Genomic DNA, 12,808 nt, shown 5'->3' on the forward strand with positions numbered 1-12,808 from the left:
CCTTCAGAAGCGTGCTGACAGCGCGGTGGCTGCGAGATGCGCTGCAAAGCCGCTCGAAGCCGCGGCGGGCATCTCCGGAGCGAGGTGCAGAAACTGCTTGACCGCACGCAGCGTGACCGCACTGCAACCGAGCAGCGTTTCGGTGAGCGCATCGGCTTCGGCGTCGAGGGACGCGGCGGCCACGACGCGGCTCACGAGTCCCGCTGCCAGCGCCTCATGAGCCGAGAGCCGCGCGCGGCTCAGCACCATATGCGCAACCGTCTTAACCGGCACACGTCCGAGCAGTGCCGACATGACGAGCGTCGGGGGAATATCGCGCTCCATCTCGGGAATCTGGAAGACGGCGTCGTCGGCGGCGAGCGCGACGTCGCACACTCCCGCGAGCGCACAGCCCACGCCGATCGCCTCGCCACGCACGACGGACAGCACCGGCACCCGCACGGCCTTCAGCGCATCGTACAGCGCGAGCGGCGGCGCGGCGACCACGCGGCGCAGCGTTTCCGCGGACGGCTTCGCGCCGGCCGGCGGCATCGGCGATTGACGCCCTTTGCAGAAGTCCTTGCCGCTCGTGACGATGCGCACGAGCTTGGTGTCGTCGTCGATCGTGCTAACGGCTGCGATGATCGCATCGCTCATCGGCTGGTCGATCAGGTTGCCGTTCTCCGGCCTGTCGAGCACCACTTCGAGCAACGCGCCCTGACGGCGAATAGCCACGGATTCAGTTGACATGAGCGCCTCCTTGCGCGCGGTGAATGTATTCCCAGACGACCTTCGGCGTGGCCGGCATTGCGAGTTCGTCGTTGCCGTACTCGCGCAGTGCGTCTGCCAGCGCGTTGAAAATGGTGGCCGTGGCAGGCGTGATGCCGCTTTCGCCGCCGCCTTTCACGCGCAGCGGATTGCCGTGCGTCGGATCTTCCGTCAACTCGACATTGAGCGGCGGAATCACGCCGGCGCGCGGCATGCCGTAGTCCATGTATGAGCCGGTCAGCACCTGTCCGGTCTCGCGGTCCATATAGAAGCCCTCGGACAGCGCCTGGCCGATGCCTTGCGCGAGGCCGCCGTGCACCTGACCTTCGACGATCAATGGATTGATCGGCTGGCCCACGTCGTCCACCGATGTGTAGTTCACGAGTGCCACCATGCCGGTGTCCGGGTCGATCTCGAGCTCGCAGACGGCTGTGCCCGTCGGATGCGCGGGCACGCGAGCGGTGACCTCCGCGTGCGCGTGCAGCGTCTTCGTGGAGGGCGCGCCGGGCAATCCGTCTTTCGAGACGTGTAGCGCGATGTCGGCCAGACTCACTTGCTGGCCGCTAGCCGGCACCGTGAAGTGCGCATCGGCGAATTCGACGCTTTGCGGGTCCACGTCGAACAGCGCCGCGGCCACGCGCTTGCCCGTTGCAATGATCTGGTTTGCGGTATCGACAAGCAGCATGCCGCCGAGCCGCATCGTGCGATCCGAATGGCTGCCGCCGCCCACGCTCACGAACGCGGTGTCGCCCGTGCGCAGCTTCACGGCTTCCATCGGTACGCCCAGGTGATGCGCGATCACTTGCGCAAAAGTAGTTTCGTGGCCCTGTCCGGTCGATTGCGTGCCCGACACGATATCGACGCTGCCGTCCGCGTGCACGGTCAGCTCGATGCGCTCGCGCGGCGCGCCGACCGGCGACTCGATGTAGTTGGCGAGGCCGATGCCGCGCAGCCGTCCATTGGCGCGGGACTGCGCCCGGCGCTCCTCGAAGCTGTCCCATTGCGCGAGCGTCAGGGCGCGCGCCATATTGCGCGCGAAGTCGCCGCTGTCGTACGTGAGGCCCATGGGGCTGCGATAGGGCAGCTTGTCGTGCAGCACGAGATTGCGGCGGCGAATTTCCGCGCGATCGATGTGCAGTTCCGCCGCGGCGAGGTCGAGCATGCGTTCGATCACATGCGTTGCCTCGGGACGGCCCGCGCCGCGATAAGGCGCCGTCGGCACCGTGTTGGTCAATACCGCACTCACATGCACGGCGGCCACGGGCACATGGTAGACGGTCGTCATGATGCGCGTGCCGTTCGACATCGGCACATACGAGACCGTGTGCGCGCCGACGTTGCCGATCCACTCGTTGTCGATTGCGAGAATGCGGCCGTCTTTTGAAAAGCCGATGGCCGAGCGGATAATCGCATCGCGCCCCTGATAGTCGGAGAGAAACGCTTCGCTGCGATCGCTCGTCCATTTCACGGGCCGGCCGATGCGGCGCGCGGCCCACACTACAGCCAGCTGTTCGACGTAAATGAACGAGCGCGGCCCGAAGCCGCCGCCGGTGTCCGGGCATACGACGCGCACGCGCGCAGGCGGCACCTTCAGCGCGAGCGCGAGGCAAAGCTGCTGGCGCACGGCGCCCTGGCTGCCTGAGATCAGCGTGTATACGTCGGTTGCCGCGTCATAAGCGCCTATTGCGCTGCGCGGCTCCATCTGGCAATTGACGAGCCGGCTGTGATGGAACTCGCGGCGCACCACATGATCGGCTCCGGCGATGATCTCGCGCGCTCGTTCGCGCTCGCCGATCTGCGTCTGGAAGCACAGGTTGCCGTGCGCGCCGTCCCACAGTTGCGGCGCATCCGGCTGCATCGCGTCGACGCCGTTGACGACGGCGTCGAGCACGTCGAAATCGACTTCGATCAACTCCGTTGCGTTGCGCGCCTGCAGTGGCGTCTCGGCGATCACCATGGCGATCGCCTCGCCCACATAGCGCACGCGATCTGTCGGCAACGGAATATGCGGCTGATTGAAGATCGAGCCCGTTAGCGACGTGAGGAAAGCCTTTCTGGTCGCGTCGATCGCATCGACAGGATTAGGGACATGGTCCACGCCCTGGAAGCCGTCGTCGAGATAATCCTGACCGACGAGCACTGCGATAACGCCGGGCGCTTCACGCGCGGCGGCGATGTCGATCGAACGCAACACGGCGTGCGCATGCGGCGAGCGCAAAAAGGCCGCATGCAACTGTCCGTCGACGTGGATGTCGTCCGTGTACTGGCCGCGGCCGGTAACGAAGCGCTGGTCTTCGACGCGAGGTATCGGTTTGCCGATCATGACGTGCGCGCCTCCGTCTTCGCGAACGGCGCATCCGGGTACATTTCGCGCGCCGCATGACGAACCGCTTCGATAATGTTCACATAACCCGTGCAACGGCAGATGTTGCCTTCCAGCGCATGACTGATGCTCGCCTGGTCGAGCGCCGGCTCTTCGCGCAGATAGAACGCGCTCGACATGATCATGCCCGGCGTGCAGAAGCCGCATTGCAACCCGTGGCATTGAACGAAGGCATCCTGCACCGGGTGGAGCTTGCCGCCGCACTTCGCATTGAGACGTTCCACCGTGACGACCTGGCCTCCGCTCGCCTGCGCCGCGAGGACGGTGCAGGACTTGACGGCCTGACCGTCGAGATGCACCGTGCACGCGCCGCACTGGCTCGTATCGCAACCGACGTGCGTGCCCGTGAGGCGCAAATGCTCGCGCAGGAACTCGACCAGGAGCGTGTTATCGGGTACGTCGCGCGTGACGTCCGCGCCGTTCACCTGCAATTGGACTTCAACCATGATTCACCTGTGTTTCCCGTTCTTGCACGCTCATTGCGCGGCGCTCTGGCTCGTTGCGGTGAGCGTTGCGTTGAAGCGCTTGAAGAATTCAGCGGCGAGCTTGTTGGCCACCGAGGACACGAGACGCGAGCCGATCTGCGCAAGCTTGCCGCCGACCTGCGCTTGCGCCACATAGGTGAGCAGCGTGCCGTCTTCGGCGTCGGCGAGCGTCACGGTTGCCGTCATCTTGCCGAAGCCCGCGATGCCGCCTTCGCCCTGGCCGACGATCCTATAGCCGTTCGGCGCGTCGCGATCGGACAGATCGAGCGTGCCCTTGAAGCGCGCTTTCACGGGTCCGACCGAAGCCACCACGACCGCCTTGTAGCGGTCTTCGCTTTCGGCCTCGAACGACTCGCAGCCAGGAACGCAGCCCTGCAGCACGGATGCGTCGTTGAGTCCTTGCCATACCTGTTCGCGCGATGCCGCGATGGTTTGCGATCCGGTAAATTCCATTCATTGTCTCCTCGATGAACGCGCCGTTACGGCGCGAGCAGCGCGTGCAACGCGCGGCGGGTATAGGTTTCGATCAGATGGGCGCGATACGGCGCCGACGCGTTGTCGTCGTCGGGGAGCGTATCGCGGTCGATGCACAGCGACGCGAGCGCCGCGTGCGAAAGGTCCTGCTGTAATGCGTTTTCCGCATCGAACCAGCGGAACACCGACGCGCCCGCGCCCGTCACCGCGACGCGGATCGCATCGTCGTACTGGGCGATGAATACGCCGGCCACCGCGTAGCCGGACGCCGGATGCCGGTACTTCGCATAGGACGCCCGCGCCGGGATCGCGAACTCGATCGCGGTGACGAGTTCGTCCGCGCTGAGCGCGGTCTCGAACGTGTCGACGAAAAATTCGTCGGCGGCAATGCGGCGTTGCGACGACGTGAGCACGTGGGCGTTCAGGCCGAGCACGGCGGCGGGGTAGTCGGCGGCGGGATCGTTGTTCGCGACCGAGCCGCCGAGCGTGCCGCGGTTGCGCACCTGCGGATCGGCAATGACACCTGCCAGATACGCGAGCGCCGGAATCGCGCCGCGCACGATGGTCGAGGCCGCCACTTCCGCGTGTTTCGTCAGCGCGCCAATGCGCAAAACGCCGCCGCGCACTTCGATGCCGCGCAGTGCGTCGATCCGCGTGAGATCGACCAGGTGCGACGGTGCGGCGAGGCGCTGCTTGAGTGTGGGAATGAGCGTCATGCCGCCCGACAGCGGCCGCGCTTCTTCATGCTCGCGCAGCCAGCCGACAGCCTCGTCAAGCGATGCCGCGCGCAGATAGGTGGTTTCGTACATTGTGTCTCCTGCGGCATGTGCGTCTTCTCGTGCGCATGCCTGACTGCTGGATGCGGTCCGTTACGGCTGCGAGAGCCAGTTTTCGAGTGCGGTGGCAAGCGCCACCGGCACTTCGTACATTGCGTAGTGCCCGGCATTGGGCAACGTTTCCAGCGCGGCATTGGGATACCACTTCAGCCACGTGCCCGTTGTCAGATCCGCGGTGATAGCCGGATCATGTTCGCCCACAAACAGCTTGACCGGCGTCGGATTGCCTGCCACTTGCGCGGCAAAATCGCCCGTTGCCCAATGCGGCAGGTACGCCGCGAAAGCTTCGCGCCGCGACTCGCGCTGCGATTGCTGTGCGAGGTGCGCGCTCCATCGCGCGGCAAGCCGGCTGCCCGTCGAAAAGTGAATGATGCCTGCGCGCCTGGCCACGTCGTCGATTGCGGCGGAAAACATCGCGAGGCGCGAGTCGTCCATGCGCGAGCCGCATGCGGGCACGGCCGATATGCCCGCCATTTTCACGATGCGTTCCGGCGCCGCGAGCAGCACGCGTTGCATCGCCATGCCGCCCATCGAGTGGCCGACCAGGCTGAAGCGCCACCAGTCGAGATGGTCGGCGAGGGCGAGCACATCGCTTGCCACTTCGTCGAACGTGAATGCGCCGTGAATGTCGCGCGAAAGCCCGTAGCCGCGATAGTCGAAGAACGCGTAGGTGAAGCGTTCAGGATCGAGCGCGGGCGTGAGCGCGTTCCAGTCGGAAGAGCTGCCGAACCAGCCGTTCAGCACGATGACCTTGTGCGGACCATGTCCGAACTGCGCGAAGCCGTTGAGCGTCGTCATGATTCAGTGCTCTCCGTGCGTTGATGCGTTGAACGCTGGGGGTACGGCAAAGCGGGAGCGATATATCCGCGGCATTCGCCGAATCCGATCGACACGGCGCCCGGCGCGCTCGCTCGCGCGCTCAGCACAATTTCGTCGCCGTCTTCGAGCGCGACGCGCGATTCGCCGCCCGGCAGCGTCAGCGGGTTTTTGCCGGCATTGGTCAATTCGGTCAGACAGGCGCGCGACTCATCGCTCGCACCGGAAATCGTGCCGCTGCCGAGCAGGTCGCCCGTGCGCAGATTGCAGCCGTTGCTCGTGTGATGCGCGACCATCTGCGCGAACGTCCAGTACAGATTGTCGAGACGCGTATGCGTGATCCGCACCGGATCGATGCGCACGCGCCGCATCGCAGCCGTGGACAGATGCGCGTAAAGCTGCAGATTCAGACCGCCGCTTTGCTGGTCTTCTTCGCCGAGAAGATGCGGCAGGACAACCGGATCGTTCGCCGCGCGCCGAGGCGCTGCCTTGCGAAACGGTGCGAGCGCTTCCTCGGTGACGATCCACGGCGAGATGCTCGAGTGAAAGCTTTTTCCAAGGAACGGCCCGAGCACCTGCTCGAACCATTGAATGCTTTTGGCCGACCAGTCGTTGAGCAAACAATAGCCGAAGATGTGAGCGCGAGCGTGGTCGACTGGAACGGCTTGCGTGAGTTCGTTGCCGCGACCGATCACGGCAGCGAGTTCCAGTTCGAAATCGAGCATCGGCGCGGGGCCGAAACACACGTTGCCGTCCGCGTCGCGATACTGGCCGTAGGGGCGCCGCACTGCGCCGCCACTCGCGCGCAGCGATGAAGCCCGCCCATGGTATGCGATCGGCAGCGACTTGAACGCAGGAGGAAGCGGGTCGACGAGGCCCTTGTAGCGGCCATGCCGCTCGGTGTGATGGAGCGACGTCAGAAAGTCGGTGTAGTCGCCAATCGTGCAGGGCAGTGTGAGTTCCACATCGCTCATGCGCGGCAGCACGGCGTCGATCGACGACTCGAGCCGCGGACGTGCGGGCGCATCGTATTCGAGCAGCGCCGACAGCGCGGCGCGCAAGGCGCTCACATGGCGGGTGTCGAGCGCCATCAACGCGTTCAGCGTGCCGTCGCGAGCCGCCGCGCAGGCAAGCGCCGCGTCGCCGTCCAGCAGCGCCAGGTCATGCACCGCACGCAGATCCACGATGCGATCGCCAATTGCGACGCCGGTGCGCGCTTCGCCGTCGCGCACGAATGCGCCAAACGGCAGGTTCTGGATGGGGAAATCCGCGTTACCGGTGTTCGCCGATTCGATCCAGCTGCGACGCGCCGGATCGTGCGTGGGATTGAGCGCGCTCATGCGGGGCGTGTCTCCGATGCTTTGCTTTTTTCAGCGGTCCACGCGTCGAGCGCCGGCCGGGCCCGCATTTTATAACCCGCGAGTTCTTCGGCGGGCGCAACGGGCACTGTCAACTCGACCCGCAAGCCATTCGGGTCGAAGAAGTAGATCGAGCGCACGAAGTGATGATCCGTGACACCGAGCACGTCCACGCCGTTGCCGATCAGGCGTGCTTTCATCGATTCGAGCTGATCGAGTGTTTCGAGGCGCAGCGCAATGTGATTGACCCACGCAGGCGTGTTCGGCGACGCAAGCGCGGCCGTGGCGTCGCCCAGATCGAAGAACGCGATGTTCGAACCGTCGGCCATTTCGAAGAACAGGTGCACGTAAGGGCAATGTTCGCCGGTGCTCGGTACACGATCGAGCCGGATCACGTGCACGAGCGGCAGGCCGAGAATGTCTTCATAGAAGTGACGCGTTTCTTCCGCGTCGCGGCAGCGCCACGCAAAGTGATGCAGGCCTAGCACCGGCGCCGCGGGGTTGAGAGCGATGGACACAGTGTCTCCTTGTATTGCTGGGTCGTACGGGGCAGCGTCGAATGAAAGTCAGCGCGGATCAGACCTCGACCGTGTCGACGTTGTATTCGAACAGCCAGTTGTAGCGCTCCTTCACGCGTTCCTCGCTCCATTCCCGATCGACGTAGGCGGCGGCGCCTTCCGCGTGGGCCAGCTGCGGGTTGTGAAAGCGCGTTGCGTTGGCCGCCGATCCGCGCACGACCTTCGAGGTGCGCTCGAGCCGCAGCGCTTCATAGCGCTGCAGCGCCCGAGGCACGTCGTGCGCATGGCGTTCGAGGCAGCGCGCGAGCAGATAGCCGTCCTCGATCGCCATGCCGGCGCCTTGCGCGAGAAACGGCAGCGTGGGGTGGCACGCATCGCCAAGCAGCGTGGCGTGGCCGTGGCTCCAGCGGGTCATCGGCTCGCGCACCATCAGCGCCCATTTGTAAGGGATATCGATCGCGGAAATCAGCGTACGCACGTCTTCGTGCCAGCCTTCGAAATCGGCGAGACATTCTTCGAGCGTGCCGCGTTCGGACCATGATTCGACCTGCCAGCCCGACTTCTCGATGGCGCCGACGAAGTTGATCAAGCCGTTACCGCGCAGCGGATAGTGGATGACGTGCGCGCCCGGCCCGACCCAGTTCGCACCATACGGCGACCGCAAATGCTCGGGCAGCCTGCTCGCGTCGATCACGCCACGCCACGCCATCACGCCTGAGAACACCGGCTCGTCGGGACCGAAGAGCGCGTGCCGCACACGCGAATGCACGCCGTCCGCACCGATCAGGAGGTCGCCTTCGCACGTTTCGCCGTTCACGGCCTGCACCAGCACCTTGCCGTTGTGCTGCGTAAAGCTCTCCACCTTATGGTTCAGGCGGATCGCGTCCGGCTTCATTGCGCGCACTACGTCGGCGAGTTTCTGATGCAGATCCGCACGATGCAGCGTGAAGTAGGGGTAGCCGTAAATTTCCCGCGATTCGGCGCCCAGATCGAACAGCCGCCAGGTCTGGCCCGTGTTCCACAGACGCACGCGCTTGCCGAGCGGTTCGCAGGCGAGCCCCTGAAGCGCGTCGCCCACGCCGAGCTGATACAGCACGCGGGTTGCGTTCGGACTCAGTTGCACGCCGGCGCCGATCTCCTTGAGCGCCTGCGCCTGCTCGAAGACCGTGACATCGAAACCTTTTTTCAACAACGCGGCAGCGGCCGTCAATCCGCCGATACCGGCGCCTGCAATAACTATCTTCATTCGACGATTCGACCTCTTTCGTAATGGGCGCTTTTATCGATCCTGCTTATCAATCAATCGATAATATTTGTCAGTGGTAAACCCGGTGAAATCGGGAATCACTTTAATTCAGCGCGTCACGCGAAAGAAGCAAATTAATCCGAATGGCTCATCACTGAATTTTGATAATCGGGAAAGGGTTGGGAAAACCCTCGGTTGCGCAAACGGGATGGGTAATTGAAAGGCAATTAGAGGTAATTGTGAAGGTAATTGTGAACTAACCGGGGCGTGACGGCGGGCTCACATGCCCCAGCGCTGCACCGTCGCGGTGTCGAGCCCGAACAGGTCGAGCACGCGGCCAAGCGTATGGTCGACCATATCGGTCAGCGACTCCGGGTTCGCATAGAAGGCGGGCACCGGCGGATAGACGATTGCGCCCGCTTCGGTGACGGCCGCCATGGTGCGCAGATGGCCGAGATGCAGCGGCGTCTCGCGCACCATCAGCACGAGACGGCGGCGCTCTTTCAGCGTCACGTCGGCGGCGCGCGAGAGCAGGCCGCTCGTCATGCCGGTGGCGATTTCCGATAGCGTCTTGATGGAACAGGGCGCGACGATCATGCCCATCATCGGGAAAGAGCCGCTCGAAATCGACGCGCCGATGTCGGTGTTCGAGTGACAGACGCTGGCCATCGCGCGGATGTCGGCCACGCTGTAGTCCGACTCGTGCGCGAGCGTCACTTGCGCCGACCGGCTCATCACGAGGTGCGTTTCTATGTCCAGCTTGCGCAGCAACTGCAGCAGCCGCACGCCGTAGACGACGCCCGACGCGCCGCTAATACCGACCACCATGCGCCGCGGCGGCATGCCTCTCATATCCATACGGTTCTCCCGAATGCAAATCCATAATCTCGACGCGGCGGATGTTAGCACCGGGTTCCCGCTAATAGAAGCGCGGCCGCCAATTAATCGCGTCTACCTGGTGTTTTTACCGACCATTAAAGACTTTATTCGTTTTGTTCGATGGGTTGATAAATAATTTCCGATTCAAAACGCTAAATGCATTGGCTACACTCTCGCCAACATCTGGCAAAAGGCAGCGAAACGCGCAGTGAACGCGCAGCGATCTCGCAGCCAGCCGCCACATGGGGATCGGCACGCATACATGCGGCCGGCGCAAAAAAAACATTGGAGACATTTGTTGAGAACGACGAGTCTGTTGTTAGGCGGTTGCGCCTTTGTTGTGGGGTGTCCAGCGTTCGCGCAGTCATCGGTGACGCTCTATGGGAGCGTCGACGTGGGTGTCGATCTGGTTTCGAACTCGCGCGGGGCGCATCTGTATCAGGAGTCGGCAGGCAAGCGCACGCCAGACCGCTTCGGCTTTCTGATCAAGGAGGACATTGGCGGCGGCAACACGGTTTTCGCGCGGCTCGAGTCGGGCTTTCTGACCAACACCGGCGCACAGATCAATCCGACGAGCTTCTTCAACCGTGACGCGTACGTGGGCATTGCGAACAGCCGGTTCGGCTCGCTGAGTCTCGGCCACATTCCCGACTACGTGTACGAATACGTGGGCGCATTGAACAACTCGGTGCCGGGCATCTCGTCGTTCTACACCGTCGGCAACCTGGACGGACTGGCCAACACGCGGGCGCTCGACAACTCGGTGAAGTACGAGTCAATCGACTACCGCGGCTTCCAGGCGGGTGCGATGAACAGCTTCGGCAACCAGACGAATTTTAGCGAAGGGCGGCAGTACAGCGTGGGTGCGCGTTACCAGAACGGCATGGTGAAGCTGGGCGCGGCGTACACGATGTCGCACAACCGCACGGCCGACCTGTTCGGTGTCTTCGGCGTGACCTCGGTGCTCGGTCAGCAACTCAAGCAGGGCACCATGTTCAACGCCGACCGCTATAGCACCATTGCGATTGGCGGCTCCGTTACGGCGGGCGACTTCATTCCGCACGCAACGTTTACCGACGTGAAGCTCGAAAACGCGCATGGCTCGGTGACCGAGCGCAACTATCAGGTCGGCGTCAACATCGACCTGAGCGGCGGCAAGCGCTTTTACGTGATGGGCATTTCGTACAACCGTTCGATGTTCGACGGTCTGACGTACAACCAGTACAACCTGTTTCTCACGCACTATCTGTCCAAACGCACGCAGATCTACGCAGGTGTCGGTTTGCAGCGCGCTTCGGGCACGAATGCGAAAGCGGAGCAGTTCGGCTATCAACCGTCGAGCTCCAGCGCGCAGACGGTTGCGCGTATCGGTATCAACCAGATGTTTTGACGCATCGCGCCTGCCGGTACATATGACGCGAAGACGGCGAGCGCACATGGACCACAGAGCGCGGATTCACAGCAGAGCACGCGCAGCAGGCTTTCTTCACCTTTTTCGATTTCATGATCGGGATTTTTTGATTCTGTAGCCCGCCGGCCGGCCGTATATTGAGGCTCCCCTCGGCGGCGCCAGCGGGAAGTAGAAAGAAGCGGGGCGCGCAGCAACAGCGCGCAACCGTCTGATCGGCACATTGGGACGCACATGCAAGCAGACCGCACATTCGACATCTCGACACTCATAGAAGAGCAGAAGACAGGACGTTTCGCCATCGGCTTGCTGTTCTGGTGCTTCCTCATCATGCTGATGGACGGCTACGATCAGACGGCGGTGTCCTTCGCTGCGCCCGCGATCATCAAGGAGTGGCATGTCGCACGCGGCGGCTTTGGGCCCGTATTCGGCGCAGGTCTCTTCGGCACGCTGATCGGCTCGTTTATCTTCGGCTATCTCGGCGACCGGTTCGGCCGCAAGCGTGCGATCGTGTCGGGCAGTCTGTTTTTTGGCCTGCTCACGCTTTTGTCGGTGTGGGCGACTTCGTTACATGAACTGATGCTGCTGCGGTTCATCGCCGGTCTCGGCATGGGCGGCGTGGTGCCGAATTCAGTGGCGCTGGTCGCCGAATACGCGCCCAAACGGTTGCGCGCCACGTGGGTGACCCTGATGTTTTCCGGGTTTTCCATCGGCGCGGGTTCTGGGGGCCTCGTTTCGTCGGCGCTCATTCATCGTTATGGCTGGCCGGTGATGTTCGTCGTAGGCGGCATCGGCTCGCTCGCGGTCGCTATTCTGCTGATGCTGACGCTGCCGGAATCCGCGAAGCTGCTGGTGGTACGCCAACGCAGTGTCGAAACGGTGCGCAAGCTGGTCGCGCGCCTGCGTCCGGAACTTGCACTTGCGGCCGACGCGCAGTTCGTGCCCGGCGAAGTACAGGAAAAGAAGCGCTTCGTACTCAAGCTGATCTTCTCCGACGGCCTGCGTGGAATTACGCCGTTGCTGTGGATCGTGTTCATCGTGAACTCGATGGCGCTGTACTTTCTGCAGAACTGGCTACCCATTCTGATGGAAGGTGTCGGCATCGATCCGCAGAGCGCCGGTCTCATCACGACCATGTTCTCCGTGGGCGGCGTGCTGGGCGGACTGATTCTGTGCCGCTTCGTCGATCGTCACGGCGTGCTCGCGATCATCTCCCTGCCGGCGATTGGCTGCCCCGTCGTTGCTTTCCTTGGGCATGGCATGTCCGAGGCGTGGCTGATGTTTGCAGTGTTCGCGACGGGCTTCTGCGTGGTCGGCGCACAGTACGGCCTCTACGCCGTCGCGGGCATGATCTACCCGACGTCGTTCCGCTCGGCAGGGGTGGGCAGCGCGATCTCAGTCGGCAAGATCGGCTCGGTATCGGGGCCGGTGGTCGGCGGCATTCTGCTGTCGATGCATCTGCCTTTCTCGCAGATGTTCTATGCGGCGTCCGGTCTCTTTCTGCTCGCCACCATCTTCTCGACGGTGCTGGCCGTACTGTACAAGGCGCGATTCGGCGAACAGCACAAACAGGACGACGCCCGCATCAAGGAGATGCGCTCAGCGCTGGGCGACTCGTGAGTTGTGACGGACAGACGCGTTCATAAAAGCAAACGGCG

At 63.4% G+C, this 12,808-nt stretch carries 12 protein-coding genes; 2 read left to right on the forward strand and 10 right to left on the reverse strand.

The window, feature by feature from the left end:
• Positions 1–3: 3 nt before the first annotated feature.
• The 10 genes from JMY24_RS04820 to JMY24_RS04865 form a co-directional block, all read right to left on the reverse strand.
• Positions 4–729 (reverse strand): enoyl-CoA hydratase/isomerase family protein, encoded by a 726-nt coding sequence (locus JMY24_RS04820; protein WP_201701459.1) that lies wholly within the window; start codon positions 727–729, stop codon positions 4–6.
• Entirely contained in the window at positions 719–3,070 is a 2,352-nt protein-coding gene (locus tag JMY24_RS04825; RefSeq protein ID WP_201701460.1) for a xanthine dehydrogenase family protein molybdopterin-binding subunit, read from the reverse strand. The genes JMY24_RS04820 and JMY24_RS04825 overlap by 11 nt, the downstream gene beginning before the upstream one ends.
• The gene (locus JMY24_RS04830) at positions 3,067–3,576 is read right to left on the reverse strand and encodes a (2Fe-2S)-binding protein (protein WP_128598687.1); all 510 of its coding nucleotides are present in this window, start codon (positions 3,574–3,576) and stop codon (positions 3,067–3,069) included. The genes JMY24_RS04825 and JMY24_RS04830 overlap by 4 nt, the downstream gene beginning before the upstream one ends.
• A 30-nt stretch (positions 3,577–3,606) precedes the next feature.
• Complete coding sequence (locus tag JMY24_RS04835) at positions 3,607–4,068, reverse strand: CoxG family protein (RefSeq protein ID WP_128598686.1); 462 nt, start codon at positions 4,066–4,068, stop codon at positions 3,607–3,609.
• 26 nt (positions 4,069–4,094) lie between these two features.
• A complete protein-coding gene (locus tag JMY24_RS04840; RefSeq protein ID WP_201701461.1) occupies positions 4,095–4,898 on the reverse strand; it encodes an FAD binding domain-containing protein in 804 nt (267 codons plus the stop codon).
• A 60-nt stretch (positions 4,899–4,958) separates the two neighbouring features.
• Positions 4,959–5,723, reverse strand: coding sequence for an alpha/beta fold hydrolase (locus JMY24_RS04845; protein ID WP_128598685.1), 765 nt, complete (start codon positions 5,721–5,723; stop codon positions 4,959–4,961).
• Complete coding sequence (fahA, locus tag JMY24_RS04850) at positions 5,720–7,081, reverse strand: fumarylacetoacetase (RefSeq protein ID WP_201701462.1); 1,362 nt, start codon at positions 7,079–7,081, stop codon at positions 5,720–5,722. The genes JMY24_RS04845 and fahA overlap by 4 nt, the downstream gene beginning before the upstream one ends.
• A complete protein-coding gene (locus JMY24_RS04855; protein ID WP_413231219.1) occupies positions 7,078–7,617 on the reverse strand; it encodes a VOC family protein in 540 nt (179 codons plus the stop codon). The genes fahA and JMY24_RS04855 overlap by 4 nt, the downstream gene beginning before the upstream one ends.
• A gap of 58 nt (positions 7,618–7,675) precedes the next feature.
• Positions 7,676–8,863, reverse strand: coding sequence for an FAD-dependent monooxygenase (locus JMY24_RS04860; RefSeq protein ID WP_128595509.1), 1,188 nt, complete (start codon positions 8,861–8,863; stop codon positions 7,676–7,678).
• Positions 8,864–9,142: 279 nt separating this feature from the next.
• Positions 9,143–9,721 carry a UbiX family flavin prenyltransferase gene (locus JMY24_RS04865; RefSeq protein WP_128595508.1) on the reverse strand — a complete coding sequence of 193 codons (579 nt, stop codon included), beginning with the start codon at positions 9,719–9,721 and terminating at the stop codon, positions 9,143–9,145.
• A gap of 319 nt (positions 9,722–10,040) precedes the next feature.
• Here JMY24_RS04865 and JMY24_RS04870 point away from each other — a divergent pair, with 319 nt between their 5' ends.
• A complete protein-coding gene (locus JMY24_RS04870; RefSeq protein WP_128595507.1) occupies positions 10,041–11,132 on the forward strand; it encodes a porin in 1,092 nt (363 codons plus the stop codon).
• Positions 11,133–11,384: 252 nt separating this feature from the next.
• Positions 11,385–12,770 (forward strand): MFS transporter, encoded by a 1,386-nt coding sequence (locus JMY24_RS04875; RefSeq protein ID WP_128595506.1) that lies wholly within the window; start codon positions 11,385–11,387, stop codon positions 12,768–12,770.
• Positions 12,771–12,808: the final 38 nt, after the last annotated feature.

It is taken from the genome of Paraburkholderia kirstenboschensis, assembly GCF_904848585.1.
GTDB lineage: Bacteria > Pseudomonadota > Gammaproteobacteria > Burkholderiales > Burkholderiaceae > Paraburkholderia > Paraburkholderia kirstenboschensis.